Below are 17,055 nucleotides of genomic sequence, written 5' to 3'. Positions count from 1 at the left end.
CCGGGCCCGCATCATGGGGGGCGAGGTCCCCGAACCCGCCCTCGTCGTCCGACCGGCACGTGGTGGTGAGCTGTACCCGTGCACCGTTCCCGGTGCGAGGTGCGGGGCTGACGTGTGCTCGGCTCTCGCCGGGTGCGCTGCCCTCCGCGCCACAGGGGATCAGGTTGCCCGCTGATCCGCCGGGGTGTGCCCGCTCCGGACGACTACCGACTCGCCCCTACGCCTCCTGCCCATCGACCTCCTGCCCGTCGACCTCCTCGACCAGCTCCACCTCCCAGTTCGCGCGCTGGATCCGGGCGTCGAGCTCCCGGAGCTCGCGCGCCGTGTCGTCGGCTCGGTCGCGCACCTCGCGGATCGGCAGCGCCGCGATCTGCCGCAGCTCGCTCCGCATCTGCCGCGGCGCGTAGCCGGCGCCGCTCGCGCCTGCCCGACCGGAGGCGGCATCGGCCGCGGCCGTGAGGATCCCGTGCTGCGTCCGCAGCGCATCCCGCCGGGCGAGCGCCGCCGTGAGGGCCGTGCCGTCGTCGAGGCGGGCGGCCGTGTTGGTGAGGTTGATCCGCGTCACGAGCGCCGCGAGCCGGTCGACGGTCTCGCCCGCCTCGGCGAGCAGCGCGGCGGCGTCCTCCGCGGGATCCTCGCCCTCCTGGTACCGGGCCGACGCCTGGATCCTGCTCCGCAACGACTCGATGCGCCTCTGCAGGTCGGACCGTTCCATCAGCGCCTCGGCGAGTCTCATGCGTCCACCGTCTCACGGTGCCGCGCGCCTCGGTGCGACGGCCACCAGAACCGGTCGCCCAGCAGGAAGACCAGCGCCGGCACGAGCAGCGTCCGCACCACGAGCGTGTCGAGGAGCACGCCGATGCAGACGATGACGCCGATCTGCGTGAGCGCGACCACGGGCAGCACGCCGAGCACCGCGAAGACCGCGGCGAGGAGGATGCCCGCGCTGGTGATCACGCCGCCGGTCGACGCGAGCGCCCGCACCATGCCCTCGCGCGTGCCGTGCAGGCGCCGCTCCTCGCGCGCCCGGGTGACGAGGAAGATGTTGTAGTCGACGCCCAGCGCCACCAGGAAGAGGAACGCGAACAGCACCACGTTCGCGTCGAACGCGGGGAAGCCGAGCACCTGCTGGAACAGCACGTTCGCGGCGCCGAGGCTCGCGAAGAACGTCGCCAGCACGCTCGCGATCAGGATCACCGGGGCCACCAGCGAACGCAGGAGCAGGCCGAGGATCACGAACACGATGGCCAGGATGATCGGGATGATCAGCCCCTGGTCCCGCTCGGAGGAGGCGGCCGTGTCGGCCGCGGTCGCGTCGCTGCCGCCGACGAGCGTCGTAGACTCGGCGCCCGGCGCGTCCGCGTAGGCGTCGCGGAGGTCCTGCACGGCCGCGAAGGCCGCGGCGCTCTCGGGCTCGGCGTCGAGCTGCACGTCGATGCGCGTGCGGCCCTCCGCCGACTCGCCCGCCCGGGCGCCCGCGACGCCGGGGACGGACTCGGCCGTGGCGACCGCGTCGTCGGCCACCGCGTCCGGTGCGAGCACGACGGTCTGCGCCGTGAGGCCGGCGGAGAACGAGGCGTCGACGACCTCCTGGGCCGCGACCGACTCGGGGTCGCCGAGAAGCTGGTCCGTCTGCGAGAGGCCGACCCGCGCGCCGACGAGGCCGAGCGCGAGCACGCCGACGCCGGCGAGGGCGACGACGGCCACGACCGCCGGGCGACGCCGGACCCCGAGGCCGAGCCGCCGCCACACGCCCGGCTTCCCGCCGTGGTCGGCGTCGGTCCCGGCGCGCGGGATGAACGGCCAGAAGAGGCCGCGCCCGCAGACCACGAGGGCCGCGGGCAGCACGAGCAGGGCGGCGGCGATCGCGATGAGCACGCCGATCGCGCACGCGAACCCGAGCGCGCGGTTGCCGGAGAGCTCGGCGAGCAGCAGCGTGATCAGGCTGAGCGCGACCGTGCCGCCGCTCGCCGCTATGGCGGGTCCCGCGCTCGTGACCGCCGTGAGCATCGCCGCGTGGCGGTCCTCCTGGCGCGTCAGCTCCTCGCGGTAGCGCGCGACGAGCAGCAGCGCGTAGTTCGTGCCGGCGCCGAAGACCAGCACCGAGAGGATCCCGCCGATGGAGGCGTCGATCGTGATGCCGAGCGGATCCGCGAGCGCCGTGACGACCACGCGGGCGAGTCCGTCGGCCGCGCCGACCACGACGAGCGGGACGATCCAGAGCACGGGGCTGCGGTACGTGACGATGAGCAGCACCGCGACCACCAGCACCGTCACGAGCAGGAGCCGGAAGTCGGCGCCCGCGAACGCGTTCGAGATGTCGGCCTGGAAGCCGACCGGGCCGGTGAGCTGCGCGACGAGCCCGTCCGGCAGTCCGTCCGCCGCCGTGGTGCGGAGCGTCTCGGCCGTCCCGGCGACGTCGTCGGCGGCCTCCGACGCGTCGAGCGGCACCGCGACGAGCGCCGCGCGCCCGTCATCGCTGAGCTGCGGGACGACGGCCTGCGGGGCGATCGAGTCGGCGGCCAGGGCGGCGGCGCGCTGCGCGATCGCGGCGGTGTCGGCGTCCGTGAGCGCGGCGCCATCCCGGCTGAAGACGAGGATCCCCACGGTCGTGTCGGCGCTCGGGAACCGCTCGAGCAGCTCGCTCACCTGCTTCGCCTGGCTCGAGTCCGGCAGGCCGGAGGGCGGGAAGGCGTCGGCCTCGCCCTTCGGCAGGAAGGCGAACAGGGCGGCGACGGCGGCGGCCGCGATGACGAGCGCCATCCAGGCGGTGCGGCGGGCGCTGACGAAGCGGGCGATGGATCTCACGGGTCCTCCAGGGGTGCGGTGATCGTCAGCCTACTGATGGTCAAGTGGCTTAGCTACCCGCAGCGTACGATGCCCTCATGCCCCGACGCCGTCCCCGCCCCCATGCGGACGCGCCCGCCGCTCTGGCGGCGGCCGCCGTGGCCCTGCCCGCCCCCGGCGCGGGCGTCCCCGCGGACGCGGGCGCGGCCGGCGAGCTCGGCCGGATCCTCCGCGACGTGCTGGGCCTCGCCGCCGGGTTCGAGCGCCGGCTCGGCGGTGTGCTCGAGGTCAACCCCACCGACGTGAAGGCGATGGAGCACCTCATCCAGGAGGGATCGCTGTCGCCCACCGAGCTCGCGGGACGCCTCGGGATCACCACCGCGGCGGCCACGCTCGTGGTGGACCGGCTCGTCGAGGTCGGCCACGTCGACCGGCGCCCGCACCCGCACGACCGCCGCCGCGTCGTCGTGGTCCCACGGCCGGCCTCCGTCGGCCGGGCCATGGCCGAGCTCATGCCCATGATCGGCGGCGTCGCGCGCGCGGCCGACGCCCTGACCGCCGAGGAGCGCGCCGCCGTGACCCGGTTCCTCGGGGAGGTGCGCGAGGTCTACCGGGAGGCGGCAGCGGGTCCCGCCGGCCACGTCGCGTCCGCATCCGTCGCGGATCCGCCCGCCGCGCGCTGAGCCTCACCGCGTCCACCGCCCGTGCACCCCGCGCTCGGCCGGCGTCCACCGTGTTCGGGGATGATGGAGCCGCATCAACCACCACCACGACGCGCACGCGTGCCTCCGGGCGCGCGGAAGAGGAGGACCATGACCGGCACCGAGCGGGACACGACCACGCCGACGCGGGGACTGGTGCTCGGCGGCGGCGGCGTCGCCGGCATCGCATGGGAGACCGGCCTCCTCTCGGGCCTCATCGCGGCGGGCGTGGACGTGGGCGCGGCCGACACGGTCGTCGGCACGTCGGCCGGTTCCGTCGTCGCGATCAACCTGCGCGCGGGCGCCATCCAGGCCGCCTACGACGAGCACTTCGTCGACGTGGCCGGCATGGCGGAGCCGATGGGCAGCCGCGACCTCTCCCGCACGATCGAGGTCATCGGCGAGGGCGTCGTGAGCACCGCGGGCGAGATCCCCACGCGTCAGAAGATCGGCGAGTTCGCGCTCGAGGAGTACGACCCCGAGGTGGACGACGCCGCGAGCGTCGAGCGCATCGGCCAGCTGCTGCCCATCCGCGACTGGCCCGAGCAGGATCTCCGCATCACCGCCGTCGACGCCGGCACCGGCCGCTTCACCGTCTTCGACAAGGCCTCCGGCGCCGACCTCGTGCGCGCGTCCGCCGCGAGCTGCGCCGTGCCCGGCGTCTTCCCGCCCGTCACCATCGACGGCCGCCCCTACATGGACGGCGGCATGCGCTCCGGCACGAACGCCGACGTCGTCGCCGACCACGAGCGGATCCTCGTCATCGCGTGCGGCCCCGAGGCCCCGCAGAGCGGCATGGGCCCGACGCTCTCGACCGTCGTGCAGCAGCTGCGCGGACGGGCCGACGTGCTCGTGATCCAGGCCGACGCCGAGAGCACGGCGGCGTTCGGCGAGAACTCGCTCCTGCTCTCGACCCGGAAGGCCTCCGCCGAGGCGGGCCGCCGCCAGGGCGAGCGGCTCGCCGACGAGATCCGCGCCTTCTGGGGCTGATCCCGCCGTACCACGACGAGGGGCCCGGCCGCGCATCGCGGCCGGGCCCCTCAGCCTTCCGGCGTCAGCGGGCGACGTCCTACGGCGACCAGCCGATCGCCGGACGGCCGATGCGCTGCCGTGGCGATCGCGACGTCGACCAGGCCCGCCGCGCCGAGCGCGTCCACGAGCTCCGGGCGCGTCCAGGGACGCATGGCGAAGTCGTACGGCTCGGCCTCGGTCGGCGCCCCGGGCGTGAGGATCTCGTGCAGCTCGGTCACGCGCACCAGCGGATCCGCCCAGGTCGTGCTGCTGCGGAACCGGACGGTGCGTCCGTCCGGCAGCGCGCCCTCCGATGTGGTCGTGCTGCCTGCACGATCGCGGGTGGCGTCGCGGTCGCGCACGTCGAGCACCAGCACGCCGCCGGGCGCCACGTGGGCGGCGAGCCGCTCGACGGCCGCGGAGCGCTCGGCATCCGCGAGCATGTCGTTCAGCACGCCCCGGCAGGCGACGACGTCGAACCGCCGGCCCAGGTCCATCGTGCAGATGTCCGCGAGGTGCGCGCGGATCCCCGGGTTGCGCGTCCGCGCCACCGCGAGGATGGTCGGCGAGGCATCCGCCAGCTCGACCTCGAATCCCGCCCGGGCAAGCGCTTCGGCATGGCGGCCGGTGCCGCATCCCGCGTCCAGCAGGGAGCCGCTCGCGCGATGCGCGCGGATCTCGTCGATCCAGCCCTCAACGGGTGTGCTCACGATCGCGTCGTAGGCGTCGGCCCGCGACGCGTAGAAGGGACGGACCCGGGTCTTGCGCGCCGATTCGGATTCCACTTGCGGAGGCTACGGGCGACGACCGCGCCCTCGGGCCGGTGGCCCACAGCGAGCGGTGCGGTGCCGACCCCGAGGATGCGGGCGGATCAGGCGGCGGGCACCGCGGCCTCGGCGTCCGCATCCGCGAGCCCCGCGTGCGCCGCGTGCTCCGGGTACAGCAGCGGCAGCTGCAGCGTGAGCCACGGGCTGAAGGCCCACGGCGTGTGGGCGACCGCGGGGATGAGCTCCTCGGGATCCACCCACTGGTACTCGCCGACCTCCTCGGGCCGCGGATCCACCGGCGTGGCCGCGATCGCCCGGAACACGGGGCAGATCTCGTTCTCGACGACGCCCGCGGCATCCGTCGCGCGGTAGCGGAAGTCGGGCAGCACGAGCTCGACCGACGAGAGCGTCAGGCCCAGCTCCTGCTCGGCGCGGCGGTGCACGGCCTCGAGCATGTCCTCGTCGGGTGCGGGGTGGCCGCAGAACGAGTTGGTCCAGACGCCCGGCCAGGTGAGCTTGCCGATCGCCCGGCGCGTGACGAGGATCCGACCCTCCGCGTCGAAGACGTGGCACGAGAACGCGAGGTGCAGCGCGGTGTCGCGGGTGTGGACCGTCGCCTTCGGCGCCGTCCCGATGGTCTCGCCGTCGTCATCCAAGAGGACGACGAGCTCGGTGTGCTGTGGCATGCGCTCCCTGCTTTCCGTTACCCCCACGATGTTAGGTTTCATCCGTGGACGCCACCAACCTCGCTGCCGTCTCCACATCGAGGCAGGCCCATGTGAACGGCGTGCTGGATGCGTTCTTCGCCCGCTCGCTCGTCCGCGCGGAGGTCATGGGCGACGAGTACGTGAAGCTGTGGCGCACGCTCGAGTCCAACACCGCCGGCGGCAAGCGCTTCCGTCCCCGCATGGTCATGGCCGCGTACGACGGCCTCGGCGGCGAGGACACGAAGGCCGCGGCCCACGTCGGCGCCGCGTTCGAGATGCTCCACACCGCGCTCATCGTCCACGACGACGTCATCGACCGCGACTTCACGAGGCGCGGCGGACCCAACGTCTCCGGCGCCTACCGCGACATCGCCACCACGCAGGGCCTGCCCCAGCCGCTCGCCGAGCACCGCGGCATGTCGGCCGCCGTCATCGCGGGGGATCTCGCCCTCGTCAACGCCTACCGCCTGATCGACGCGAGCGGCGTGCGCGACCTCACGCGGTCGCACCTCATGGAGATCCTCGACGACGCCGTGTTCGCGTCGGCCGCGGGCGAGCTCATCGACGTCGAGTTCTCGCTCACCGCGGACGTGCCGAGCGTCGACGAGATCCTCCGCATGGAGCGCCTGAAGACCGCCGTCTACTCGTTCGAGGCGCCGCTGCAGGCGGGCGCGGTGCTCGCGGGCGCGCGTCCGGAGATCGTCGCGGCGCTCGGCGACTTCGGCCGCGACATCGGCATCGCCTACCAGGTGGTCGACGACGTGCTCGGCGTCTTCGGCGACGAGCAGGAGACCGGCAAGACCAACCTCGGCGACCTGCGCGAGGGCAAGCGCACGGTGCTCATCGCGCACGCCGTCCGCTCGTCGGAGTGGGGCGAGATCAGCGCGCTCGTCGGCAAGGACGACCTCTCCCGCGGCGAGGCCGCGCTCGTGCGCTCCGTGCTGGAGAGCTCGGGCGCCCGCGCCTACGCCGAGGGCGTCGCGCGGGACCTCGCGGTCGCGGCCGTCGCGCGCCTCGACGACCCGGTCGTGCCGGAGGCGCTCCGCCGGGAGCTCGCGCCCGTCGCGGAGTCCGTGCTCGGGCGCATCCGATGACGCGTCGCCTGCCCGGCCGCCGGCCCGCCGCCCCCGAGGCGCCCACGGGCCTCGAGAAGTACGACCGCGTGGCGCAGGAGACGGCCTCGGTCGTGATCCGCCGCTACTCCACCTCCTTCGGGCTCGCGTCGCGCCTGCTCGGCCCCGACGTCCGCCAGCACATCGAGAACGTGTACGCGCTCGTGCGCGTGGCCGACGAGATCGTCGACGGCGCCGCGGCCGGGGCGGGCGTGGATCCCGCGCACGTCGAGGCCCTGCTGGATGCGCTGGAGCAGGAGACCGAGGACGCGATGCTCCGCGGCTACAGCACCAACCTCGTCGTGCACGCGTTCGCGATCACCGCCCGCCGCGCGGGTTTCGGCGCCGAGCTGACCGCGCCGTTCTTCGCGTCCATGCGCATGGACCTGCGTCGGATGGAGCACACGCCCGCGTCCTTCACCGAGTACGTCTACGGATCCGCCGAGGTCGTCGGCCTCATGTGCCTGCGCGCGTTCCTGGTCGGCCACGCCACGACGCGACCGGAGCGGATCCGCTTCGAGGAGGGCGCCAAGCGCCTGGGCGCGGCGTTCCAGAAGGTCAACTTCCTGCGCGACCTCGCCGCCGACCACGGCGCGCTCGGCCGCAGCTACTTCCCCGGCGTCGACGTCGCGACCTTCTCGGAGGCCGACAAGGAGCGCATCCTCGACGACATCGACCACGACCTCCGCATGTCCGGCGCCGTGATCCCCGACCTCCCCGCCTCCAGCCGCCGCGCCGTCGCGCTCGCGCAGGGCCTGTTCGCGGAGCTCGCCGTGCGCCTGCGCGACACCCCGGCGTCCGAGCTCGTGCGCACGCGCGTGCGGGTGCCGGATCCCGTCAAGGCCCGCATCGCGCTCGCCGCCGCGTCGGGCGCCGAGCCGTCCGGCGTCGACGGCCGCCTGGTGCGCCGCTCCCGCGGACCCCGCGCGCACGCGGCCCGGCCGGCGCCCGCAGCCCGACCGGCACCCGCATCCCGTCCCGCGCCGACCCAGCCCGCCCCGTCCGACCCCGAGCAGCAGGAGAGCGCCATGACCGCACCCACCGCCATCGTGATCGGCGGCGGGATCGCCGGCCTCGCCTCCGCGTCGCTCCTCGCCCGCGACGGCTACCGCGTCACCCTCGTCGAGGGCCGCGACGAGGTCGGCGGCCGCGCCGGATCCTGGGAGAAGGACGGCTTCCGCTTCGACCTCGGCCCCAGCTGGTACCTCATGCCCGAGGTGTTCGACCACTTCTTCCGTCTGTTGGGCACGAGCGCGGCCGAGCAGCTCGACCTCGTCCGTCTCCCCGGCTACCGCGTGCTGTTCGAGGGCGATCCCGAGCCCATCGACATCCGCGACTCCCGCGAGGCGAACCTCGACCTGTTCGAGAGCGTCGAGCCCGGATCCCGCCCCGCGATGGCCCGCTACCTCGACTCCGCGAAGGACGTCTACGAGGTCGCGAAGAAGCGGTTCCTCTACACGACCTTCGCCGACTACCGGCCGCTGCTGAAGCGCGACGTCGTCACCCGCACGGGCACGCTCGGGAAGCTGCTGCTCACGCCGCTCGAGACGCACGTCGCGCGCTACGTGAAGGACCGGCGCCTCCGCCAGATCCTCGGCTACCCGGCCGTCTTCCTCGGCTCGTCGCCCAAGCTCGCGCCGAGCATGTACCACCTGATGAGCCACCTCGACCTCGAGGACGGCGTGCTCTACCCGCAGGGCGGCCTCATCACCGTGATCGACGCGATCGAGCGGGTCGCGCGCGCCGAGGGCGTCGAGATCCGCACGGGCGCGCCCGTCTCGCGCATCCTCACCGAGCCGACGAAGGCCGGCAGGGCGCGGGCACGTGGCGTGCAGATCACGACAGCCGCCGGCACCGAGACGCTCCAGGCCGACGTGGTCGTCTCCACCGCCGACCTGCACCACACCGAGACCGAGCTCATCCCCGAGGCGTTCCGCACCTACCCGCAGGCGTACTGGGACAAGGCCACCGCCGGCCCCGGCGCCGTGCTCGTGTACCTCGGCGTGGAGGGCGAGCTGCCCGAGCTGCACCACCACACGCTGCTGTTCACGGAGGACTGGGACGAGAACTTCTCCCGCATCTTCCCGCCCAAGGGCGGCACGACCTCGGTGCCGGATCCCGCCAGCATCTACGTCTGCAAGCCCAGCGCCACCGACGGCTCCGTCGCGCCAGACGGCCACGAGAACGTCTTCATCCTCGTGCCCATCCCCGCCGACCCGACCATCGGCCGCGGCGGCATCGACGGCGCCGGGGACCCGCGCGTCGAGGAGATCGCCGACCGCGCCATCCAGCAGATCAGCGACTGGGCCGGCATCCCCGACCTTGCCGAGCGCATCGTCCTCCGCCGCACCTCGGGTCCCGGCGACTTCGCCGCCGACCTGCACTCGTGGAAGGGCACCATCCTCGGTCCCGCCCACACGCTCACGCAGTCGGCCATGTTCCGCGCCGGCAACACGAGCAAGAAGGTCGACGGGCTGCACTACGCCGGCGGATCCACCATCCCCGGCATCGGCCTGCCCATGTGCCTCATCAGCGCGGAGATCCTCGTGAAGCGCCTCCGCGGCGACACGTCGACCGGCCCCGGAGCCGTGCCGCTCGTGCGCACGGTCGGCCGCCCGGTGGTCTGATGGGCCTCGTCTACCTGGTGCTGCTGCTCGGAGCGCTCGGCTGCATGATGCTCATCGACCGGCGCTGGCGCCTGTTCTTCTGGCGCGACCGCACGGCGGCGGCGGGCACCCTGCTCATCGGCGTCGCGTTCTTCCTGCTGTGGGACATCGCGGGCATCTCGCAGGGCATCTTCTTCCGCGGGGAGACGCCGTTCATGACGGGGATCCTCGTGGGCCCGGAGCTGCCGCTCGAGGAGGTCTTCTTCCTCGCGCTGCTCTGCTACCTCACGATGAACCTCGTCAACGGGTTCAGCCGCCTCGCCGACCACCACGTCGCCCGGGCGAGGGAGCGCGCGAACCGATGAGCTACCTCGTGCTCGACCTGCTGTTCCTGATCCCGGTCGCGATCGTCGGGTTCCTGTTCCGCCGCCTGCTGCTCCGCGAGGCGAACGCCGTGCCCTACGGATCCAGCCGCTTCGACTACCCCGAGTACTACTGGTACCGGCGGATGCCCATCGTGATCGTGCTCGTCATGACCCTGATCTTCGACAACATCATGATCAAGGTGGGCCTCGTCGGCTACGACGACGACAAGCTGGTGGGCCTCATCCTCGGCTACGCGCCCATCGAGGACTTCGCCTACGCGATCGCCGCGCTCGTGCTGCTGCCCGCGGTCTGGTACCTGCTGCGTCGCCGCCGCAGCGTCTCCGGCATCGAAGCGCATGAGTGACGTGCGGGCCCGGCCGGGCGCCGCGGAGATGCTGCGCACCATCGCGCTCTCGTCGCGCCCGCTCTCGTGGGTGAACACGGCCTTCCCGTTCGCGGCCGCGTACCTCACGGTCACCCGCGAGCTCGACCTCACCGCGATCCTCGGCACCATCTACTTCCTCATCCCGTACAACCTCGCGATGTACGGCATCAACGACGTCTTCGACTACGAGTCCGACATGCGGAACCCGCGGAAGGGCGGCGTGGAGGGCGCGGTGCTCGCGCGGGCCATGCACCGGCCCGTGCTCATCGCGGTGCTCGTCACGAACGTGCCGTTCCTCGTCTACCTCGTGGCCGTGGGATCCGCGGCCAGCGTCGCCGTGCTCGCCGTGAGCGTCTTCGCGGTGGTCGCGTACTCGCTCAAGGGCCTGCGCTTCAAGGAGCGGCCGGTGCTCGACTCGCTCACGTCGAGCACGCACTTCACCTCTCCCGCGGTCTACGGCATCGTGCTCGCGGGTGGCGTGTTCACGCCCGCGCTGTGGGCGATCCTCGCCGCGTTCTTCCTGTGGGGGGTCGCGTCGCACGCGTTCGGCGCCGTGCAGGACATCGTGGCCGACCGCGAGGGCGGCATCTCCTCCATCGCGACCGTGCTCGGTGGCGCCGTCACCGTGCGGATCGCCGTGCTCGCGTACGCGGCGTCCGGGGTCGCGATGCTCGTCACGGGGTTCCCGGGGATCGTCGCGGCCGTGCTCGTGATCCCGTACATCCTCAGCACCGCGCCGTTCTGGTCGATCCGCGACGAGGACGCGGGCGACGCGAACCGCGGCTGGCGCCGCTTCCTCGGCCTCAACTTCCTGTCCGGCTTCGTGGTGACGATGCTCCTCATCGCGTACTGGCTCACGAACCCCTGACGACGGCGGCGGGGGAGCGCGGGTGGACGCGAGGGCTGGCGGCGGCCGGGTCGGGACCTGGCGGCGCCTCCCCGCCGAGGTGCGGATCCTCGTCCTCGCCCGGGCCGTCAACCGGCTCGGTGCCTTCACGCTGCCGTTCCTCACGGTCGTGCTCACCGTCGACCTCGGGGCCTCGCTCGCGATGGCCGGCCTCGTGGTCGCGCTGTTCGGGGCCGCCACGATCCCGTCGCGGATCCTCGGCGGGCTCCTCGCCGACGCCATCGGCCGTCGGGTCACCATCGTCATCGGCCTGACGCTCACCGCCTGCTTCCAGCTGATGCTGGCCGCGGCTCCGGGCGTCGCGACGGCCGCGGTCGCGGCGGTGCTGCTCGGCCTCGCGTTCGAGCTGTACGAGCCGCCGTCGCAGGCGCTCGTCGCGGATCTCGTGACGGGAGACCGCGACCGGGTGGCCGCGTTCGGGCTGTACGGTGCGGCGCTCGCGGTGGCGGGTGTGCTCGCCGGTGTCCTCGCGGCGATCCTGGGCGGGGTCGACCTGCGCCTGCTGTTCGTCGCGGACGCGGTGAGCTGTCTGGCCTGCGCCGCCCTCGTGCTCGTCGGGCTGCGGCGGCGCCCGACCGCCGTGGCCGCGGAGCCGACGGCGGATGCGCCCGCGCCCGCCGCGCGCAGCCCGTGGCGCGACCCGCTGCTGCTCGCGATGCTCGCCAGCGGCACCGGGTTCGCGGTGCTCTACCTGCAGATCGACGTCGCCCTCCCGCTGACGCTGACCGAGCGGGGCATCGGCCCGTCGTCGCTCGGCGTGCTGCTCGCCGTCTCCGCCCTCACGATCGTGCTCGGACAGCCCCTCCTGACGCGCGGTCCCGTGTCCCGCCTCGGGAGCACGGCGGCGATGTCGGCCGGCTTCGTGCTCCTCGGCGCCGGCTTCGCGCTGGTGGGGCAGGCGGCCGACCTCCCCGGGCTCGTCGCGGCGACCGTGGTCTGGAGCATCGGCGACCTGATCCTGCTGGGCCGCGCGACCGCGCTCGTCGCCGCCATCGCGCCCGCCTCCGCGCGCGGCCGCTACCTGTCGGCCTACGGGATCAGCTGGGGCATCGCCGCGATGGTGGGGCCGCTGCTCGGGACGCAGCTCATCGCGCGGCTGCACGCATCCGGCACGTGGGATGCGCTCGGCGCCCTCTGCCTGGTGCTCGCCCTCGCGCAGCCGGTGGTCTCCGGCATCGCGCGGCGGACCGGGCGGCTCCCCGCGCCGCCCGCGCCGTGAGCCGGGTGACGGATCCCGCTCAGTAGTGCGTCGGCAGCATGCCGATGGCGAGCTCTCGGCGGCGGCGCGCGTGCTCGCCCGCGAAGGAGAGCAGCTCCATGTCGTGCTCGCGCATCCACGCCACGGCGTCCTCGAGCGTGACCGCGGTGGAGACCCAGACCCGGCGGCCCGAGTCGTCGACCGCGTCGGCGTAGATCTCGAAGACGGGACCCGCACCAGCCGTGCGCGCGGTCGGCACGACGTAGCCGAGCACGGGCTGCGACGCGACCTGCACGCGCCAGGCGCCCTGGTGGTAGCGCGCGTGCGGGTGGTGGATGAGGGGCTCGGGCTCGCGGGTCATCGGTGCTCCAGGTGTCAGGACGGGGGCGCGAGCACCCGGCCGTGCTCGTGGACGACGATAGGCTGTGCGTCCGACACGGGGGTGGTCGGGACCTGGTCTGCGCGCGGTCCGCGAGCGGTCGGCGCATGATGGTCGGACGCCCCGCGATCCCCTGGAGCCCATGTCACCGCCGATCCGCCTCCTGCACCAGACGGTGCGCCCCTTCGTGGCGGCCGGCCTGCGCGGCGGCATCCCCACGCCGTTGACCGCGGCCGTGCCCACGGACGCGCCCGTCGGCGTGGTTCCGGGGCCGGATCCGGACCGCGTCCTCGCGCTCGGCGGCATCGGCGGATCCGGCGTCGGGCTGCGCACGCACGCGGAGGGCGTGGCTGCGCAGTCGGCGAAGGCGCTCGCCGCGATCACGGGCCGCGGCGTCGAGTGGCGCACCGTCCCGCTCGCCGACCAGCACATCACGGCCACGCAGGAGGCCGTCCACCAGATCACCGAGCTGCACCGCTACGACGTCGTGCTCGTGATGCCCGGGGTCGCCGACGCGCTCGAGCTCGCCCGCATCACGCCGTGGGTCCATCGCCTCGAGGACCTGCTCGACCACCTCGTGGAGCAGACCGCCGACAACTCGATCGTGCTCGTCTCGGACGTGCCGCAGGTGTCGCAGTACGTGCAGGCGGGCACGTTCGTGCGGGGCCTGTTCCGGGATCACGCCATGTACCTGTCGCAGCGCAAGGCCGAGGTCTGCGCGCGCTTCCCGCAGGTCACGTCGGTGACGCTGCCGGATGCGGGCCCGGTCGACTTCGAGGGCGGCGAGTTCCGCTACTCCTCCATGTACCGCCGCTGGGGCGAGCACGTGGGCCGCGTGATCGCCGACCTGCAGGCGGGGCGCGCCGGGGCCTGAGCCGCCCCGCGGATCCGTCCGCTCGTGTCCCTAGCGCCCGCGCCGCTGGCCGCGCGGCGGGGGAGTGCGCTTGCCGCCGCCCTTCGGGGTCGGCTTCCTCGCGCCCGCGGCACCCGCGGTGCCCGGCTTCCCCGCGGCCTTGCGCGCGGTCTTCTGCGCGGCTGTCGGCTTCCTGTGGTCGCGCTCGTCGTCGTCCCGCTGCGAACGCGAGCTCGCGGCCGTGCGTCCGCGGACGATGCCCACGAGCTCCTCGATGTCGGGGGAGGCGTCGCCCTCGCGCCAGGCCACGGCGATCCGCGTCTCGGGCAGGTCGTGGACGGGCACCGCGACGACGTCCTTGCGCGCGTGCAGCCGGCCGAGCGCGTGCGGCACGACCACGAAGCCGACGCCCGCGGCGACCAGCTCGACGGCCGCGGCGACGTCCTCGGGCATCGGCACGGGATCCGCGCCCGCGGTGCGCCCGGGCCAGCCCGGCACCTGCTCGGCCGGCTGCAGGAGCAGGTCATCCGCCAGGTCGGCGATCGAGATCGCGTCGGCCGTGGCGTGCGCGTGGTCCTTCGGCAGGAGCGCGACCTGCACCTCGCCGTAGAGCGGCACGATCGTGAGGCCGCGGCCGTCGACGGGGAGGCGCAGGAACGCGACGTCCGCGGATCCGTCGACCAGGGCGGGCGCCGCGTCGGGCTCGGCGAGCGGCACGACCCGCAGCGGCACGTCGGCGACGCGCTCGTCCCAGGCGCGGGTCCACTTCGCGACGGTGACGCCCGGCACGATCGCGACGACGAGACCGCGCGGCGGCGCTGCTGCCTCCTCGGCCAGGCGCGCGTCGTCCGCGGCGATCGTGGCGCGGGCCTCGACGAGCCGGTCCTCGCCCGCGGGGCTGAGCCGCGTGGGGCCGTCGTCGCGCACGAACAGCTCGACGCCCCAGAGCGCCTCGAGGTCGAGGATCGAGCGGCTCACGGCGATGCGCGAGACGTTGAGGGCCTTCGCGGCGCGGGCGAAGTGCAGCTCGTCGGCGACGGCGGCGAAGTGCCGGAGGGCGGTCGGGTCGGCGTCCACGGGAGTCCCCTCGATGGCCCGCACGGTGGTGGCACGCGGAGCGGCGGCGGGTCGGATCCAGGCTAGTGCAGGGCGCCCGGGGCCCCGACGGTACCCTGGGGGCATGACGAGCCCCGGATCCAGCCAGACGATGAAGGCCGCGACCGCGGCGAAGAAGCTGGGCGTGCACCTCCCGGCGACCCCCGTGGAGTTCCAGGAGTCGACCCCGTCCCGCGCGGAGCTCGCCGAGATGACCGCGAACCCGCCCGAGTGGCTCGCCACGCTGCTCCGCGACGGCCCGCACCCGCGCCAGGTCATCGCCGGCAAGCTCGGCGTCTCCATCGCCGGCCTCGCCCGCGGCGGCGTCGACGAGGCCCTCACCACCGCCCAGATCAAGGAGCTGCTGCAGGCCCCGCCGCAGTGGCTCGTGCAGGAGCGCGCGACGCAGGCCGAGGTGCGCGAGGAGCAGATCCGCGTGAAGAACCGCGACGCCGGCCGCGCAGCCATGGCCGCCGAGCGCGAGCGCCAGGACGGTGCCGGCGGCGCGCGCCGCTGAGCCGACCCGCATCCCCCGCGCGCTCTCGCGTTCCCCGGTCGACCGGCCCTGAGCGGATGATGCCGGGGATCCCGCCGCCGCGGACCCGGCCCCGCGTGAGACCCTGATGCCGTGACCCGCACGAACGACACGGCCCGCCGCCGCCACGCCGCCGACGACGCATCCGCCGAGCCGGATCCCGCGACGGCCGTCCCCGCACCGATCACCGGATCCCGCGTCCCCGGCACGGTCGGCTCCATCGTCGTCGCGGCGCTCGTCACCGTCGTCTACGTGCTCTACTCGGCGCTCGAGTGGCGCCGCTTCACCGTGAAGTCGTGGGACCTCGGCATCTTCACGCAGCTCGCGCAGGACTACTCGCGCCTCCAGGCGCCGCTCGTGTCCATCAAGGGCGACGGCTTCAACCTCCTGGGCGACCACTTCCACCCGATCCTCGTGCTGCTCGGCCCGGTCTACGCCGTGTGGCCGCACGCGTTCGCGCTGCTCGTGGTGCAGGCCGTCCTCATCGGGATCTCGGTGGTCGGCGTCGGGCGCATGGCCGGTCGCGTGGTCGGCCGGTGGGGCGCGATCGTCGTGGCGGCCGCGTACGGGCTGAGCTGGGGGATCCAGGGCGCGGTCGCGTTCCAGTTCCACGAGATCGCGTTCGCCCTGCCGCTGCTGGCCTTCGCGCTCGACGCCGTGATCGCCCGCCGCGCGATGGCCGCCGCGGCGTGGGCCGTGCCGCTCGTGTTCGTGAAGGAGGACCTCGGCCTCACTGTCGCGGTGCTCGGCGCGATCATCGCGCTCACTATGGACCGCCGCATCGGCGTCGCGCTCGCCGGCTGGGGCGTCGCGTGGTTCGTGCTCGCGACCACCGTGATCCTCCCGGCCTTCAACCGCGAGGCCCGCTGGGACTACGCGTCGAAGCTCGACGCGGGCGGCGCGCTCGCGGATCCCTTCGGCACCATCGCGGGGCTCTTCGTCGCGCCGAAGCTCGAGACGGTGGCCTTCCTGATCCTCGCGGGTGCGCTGATCGCCCTGCGCTCGCCGCTGCTGCTGCTCGTGGTGCCGACGCTCGCCTGGCGCTTCCTCTCGCCGACCGAGGCCTACTGGGGGCCCGGCTACCACTACGACGCGGTGCTCATGCCGATCGTGTTCGCCGCCGCGATCGACGGCATCGTGCGCGCCCGCGCGGGCCGGCAGCACTGGCTCGCCATGGCGTCGCGCGCGACCGTGCCGGTGCTCGCGATCGCCGCCGTCCTCCTCTTCTTCCGCTCGCCCATGGCCGAGCTGACGAAGCCCGCCATCTGGCAGCCGGCGCCGCGGGCCGCGCAGGCGCAGGCCGCGCTCGACCAGGTGCCGGCGGGCGCGAGCGTCCTCAGCGACATCGGCCTCATGTCGTACCTCGTCGACGACCACGAGGTCTACTGGCTCGGCAACCCGGGCAACCCGGCGCCGCAGTACGTCGTGATCGACAGCCTCGGCGGCGGCCTCGGCCAGGGCGCCCTCAACGCCGACCAGTACGGCGAGGCGACGCAGGCGGGCACGACCTACGAGATCGTCTACGCCGACGCCGGGTACCAGGTGGCGCGTCGCACCCAGTAGGACGCACGGGCGGATCCAGGCGGCTCCCGTCGGACGGGCGGACCCGCCGCACGCGCGGAGGCCGGGCGCTCCCCCGAGCCGCC

Annotated in this window: 17 protein-coding genes; 11 read left to right on the top strand and 6 right to left on the bottom strand. The window is 74.0% G+C overall.

What is annotated here, in order from left to right:
* Nucleotides 1–217 precede the first annotated feature (217 nt).
* Both KYT88_RS15170 and KYT88_RS15165 read right to left on the bottom strand, forming a co-directional pair.
* Nucleotides 218–736, bottom strand: a complete 519-nt coding sequence (locus tag KYT88_RS15170; protein ID WP_051629205.1) for a DIP1984 family protein — start codon at nt 734–736, stop codon at nt 218–220.
* Complete coding sequence (locus tag KYT88_RS15165; protein WP_051629206.1) at nt 733–2,808, bottom strand: MMPL family transporter; 2,076 nt, start codon at nt 2,806–2,808, stop codon at nt 733–735. Before KYT88_RS15165 ends, KYT88_RS15170 begins: the two co-directional genes overlap by 4 nt.
* A 77-nt stretch (nt 2,809–2,885) precedes the next feature.
* Between KYT88_RS15165 and KYT88_RS15160 the strand changes: the two genes are divergently transcribed.
* Complete coding sequence (locus KYT88_RS15160; RefSeq protein ID WP_237583705.1) at nt 2,886–3,470, top strand: MarR family transcriptional regulator; 585 nt, start codon at nt 2,886–2,888, stop codon at nt 3,468–3,470.
* A gap of 129 nt (nt 3,471–3,599) precedes the next feature.
* Nucleotides 3,600–4,478, top strand: coding sequence for a patatin-like phospholipase family protein (locus tag KYT88_RS15155; protein WP_043583758.1), 879 nt, complete (start codon nt 3,600–3,602; stop codon nt 4,476–4,478).
* A gap of 50 nt (nt 4,479–4,528) precedes the next feature.
* Here KYT88_RS15155 and KYT88_RS15150 read toward each other — a convergent pair whose 3' ends face one another.
* Together KYT88_RS15150 and idi are read right to left on the bottom strand one after the other, a co-directional pair.
* Nucleotides 4,529–5,284 (bottom strand): class I SAM-dependent methyltransferase, encoded by a 756-nt coding sequence (locus KYT88_RS15150; RefSeq protein WP_051629207.1) that lies wholly within the window; start codon nt 5,282–5,284, stop codon nt 4,529–4,531.
* Between the two features lie 86 nt (nt 5,285–5,370).
* Entirely contained in the window at nt 5,371–5,952 is a 582-nt protein-coding gene (gene idi / locus KYT88_RS15145) for an isopentenyl-diphosphate Delta-isomerase (protein ID WP_043583760.1), read from the bottom strand.
* 44 nt (nt 5,953–5,996) lie between these two features.
* On the opposite strand from idi, the gene KYT88_RS15140 reads away from it, so the two are divergent.
* From KYT88_RS15140 to KYT88_RS15110, 6 genes are read left to right on the top strand one after another with little or no spacing between them, the layout of a single operon-like run.
* Nucleotides 5,997–7,067, top strand: a complete 1,071-nt coding sequence (locus tag KYT88_RS15140; RefSeq protein ID WP_237583704.1) for a polyprenyl synthetase family protein — start codon at nt 5,997–5,999, stop codon at nt 7,065–7,067.
* The gene (gene crtI, locus KYT88_RS15995) at nt 7,064–9,712 is read left to right on the top strand and encodes a phytoene desaturase family protein (RefSeq protein WP_043583761.1); all 2,649 of its coding nucleotides are present in this window, start codon (nt 7,064–7,066) and stop codon (nt 9,710–9,712) included. Before KYT88_RS15140 ends, crtI begins: the two co-directional genes overlap by 4 nt.
* Complete coding sequence (locus KYT88_RS15125; RefSeq protein WP_043583763.1) at nt 9,712–10,056, top strand: lycopene cyclase domain-containing protein; 345 nt, start codon at nt 9,712–9,714, stop codon at nt 10,054–10,056. Before crtI ends, KYT88_RS15125 begins: the two co-directional genes overlap by 1 nt.
* Nucleotides 10,053–10,421: a lycopene cyclase domain-containing protein gene (locus tag KYT88_RS15120; RefSeq protein WP_043583765.1), complete on the top strand. Its 369-nt coding sequence runs from the start codon at nt 10,053–10,055 to the stop codon at nt 10,419–10,421. The genes KYT88_RS15125 and KYT88_RS15120 overlap by 4 nt, the downstream gene beginning before the upstream one ends.
* A complete protein-coding gene (locus KYT88_RS15115; RefSeq protein ID WP_043583767.1) occupies nt 10,414–11,310 on the top strand; it encodes a prenyltransferase in 897 nt (298 codons plus the stop codon). Before KYT88_RS15120 ends, KYT88_RS15115 begins: the two co-directional genes overlap by 8 nt.
* 22 nt (nt 11,311–11,332) lie before the next feature.
* Nucleotides 11,333–12,568, top strand: a complete 1,236-nt coding sequence (locus KYT88_RS15110; protein ID WP_200871131.1) for an MFS transporter — start codon at nt 11,333–11,335, stop codon at nt 12,566–12,568.
* Between the two features lie 19 nt (nt 12,569–12,587).
* Here KYT88_RS15110 and KYT88_RS15105 read toward each other — a convergent pair whose 3' ends face one another.
* Entirely contained in the window at nt 12,588–12,908 is a 321-nt protein-coding gene (locus KYT88_RS15105) for a hypothetical protein (RefSeq protein WP_043583768.1), read from the bottom strand.
* A gap of 160 nt (nt 12,909–13,068) precedes the next feature.
* Here KYT88_RS15105 and KYT88_RS15100 point away from each other — a divergent pair, with 160 nt between their 5' ends.
* Nucleotides 13,069–13,800: an SGNH/GDSL hydrolase family protein gene (locus tag KYT88_RS15100; protein ID WP_043583769.1), complete on the top strand. Its 732-nt coding sequence runs from the start codon at nt 13,069–13,071 to the stop codon at nt 13,798–13,800.
* 30 nt (nt 13,801–13,830) lie between these two features.
* Here KYT88_RS15100 and KYT88_RS15095 read toward each other — a convergent pair whose 3' ends face one another.
* Entirely contained in the window at nt 13,831–14,856 is a 1,026-nt protein-coding gene (locus tag KYT88_RS15095) for a LysR family transcriptional regulator (protein WP_043584164.1), read from the bottom strand.
* Nucleotides 14,857–14,959: 103 nt separating this feature from the next.
* On the opposite strand from KYT88_RS15095, the gene KYT88_RS15090 reads away from it, so the two are divergent.
* Complete coding sequence (locus KYT88_RS15090) at nt 14,960–15,391, top strand: DUF5997 family protein (protein ID WP_043583771.1); 432 nt, start codon at nt 14,960–14,962, stop codon at nt 15,389–15,391.
* Between the two features lie 111 nt (nt 15,392–15,502).
* The gene (locus tag KYT88_RS15085) at nt 15,503–16,972 is read left to right on the top strand and encodes a DUF2079 domain-containing protein (protein ID WP_043583773.1); all 1,470 of its coding nucleotides are present in this window, start codon (nt 15,503–15,505) and stop codon (nt 16,970–16,972) included.
* The last annotated feature ends 83 nt before the right edge of the window (nt 16,973–17,055 follow it).

It is taken from the genome of Clavibacter sp. A6099, assembly GCF_021919125.1.
Taxonomy (GTDB): Bacteria; Actinomycetota; Actinomycetes; order Actinomycetales; family Microbacteriaceae; genus Clavibacter; species Clavibacter seminis.
Note: the sequence above shows the minus strand (reverse complement) of the source record. Positions and strands in the feature narration are given on the sequence as shown.

Bases quoted from the DNA above. Each gene is read 5' to 3' on its own strand.
- KYT88_RS15170 (WP_051629205.1), bottom strand. From the start codon at position 736: ATGAGACTCGCCGAGGCGCTGATGGAACGGTCCGACCTGCAGAGGCGC.
- KYT88_RS15160 (WP_237583705.1), top strand. From the start codon at position 2,886: ATGCCCCGACGCCGTCCCCGCCCCCATGCGGACGCGCCCGCCGCTCTG.
- KYT88_RS15155 (WP_043583758.1), top strand. From the start codon at position 3,600: ATGACCGGCACCGAGCGGGACACGACCACGCCGACGCGGGGACTGGTG.
- idi (WP_043583760.1), bottom strand. From the start codon at position 5,952: ATGCCACAGCACACCGAGCTCGTCGTCCTCTTGGATGACGACGGCGAG.
- crtI (WP_043583761.1), top strand. From the start codon at position 7,064: ATGACGCGTCGCCTGCCCGGCCGCCGGCCCGCCGCCCCCGAGGCGCCC.
- KYT88_RS15125 (WP_043583763.1), top strand. From the start codon at position 9,712: ATGGGCCTCGTCTACCTGGTGCTGCTGCTCGGAGCGCTCGGCTGCATG.
- KYT88_RS15120 (WP_043583765.1), top strand. From the start codon at position 10,053: ATGAGCTACCTCGTGCTCGACCTGCTGTTCCTGATCCCGGTCGCGATC.
- KYT88_RS15115 (WP_043583767.1), top strand. From the start codon at position 10,414: ATGAGTGACGTGCGGGCCCGGCCGGGCGCCGCGGAGATGCTGCGCACC.
- KYT88_RS15105 (WP_043583768.1), bottom strand. From the start codon at position 12,908: ATGACCCGCGAGCCCGAGCCCCTCATCCACCACCCGCACGCGCGCTAC.
- KYT88_RS15100 (WP_043583769.1), top strand. From the start codon at position 13,069: ATGTCACCGCCGATCCGCCTCCTGCACCAGACGGTGCGCCCCTTCGTG.
- KYT88_RS15090 (WP_043583771.1), top strand. From the start codon at position 14,960: ATGACGAGCCCCGGATCCAGCCAGACGATGAAGGCCGCGACCGCGGCG.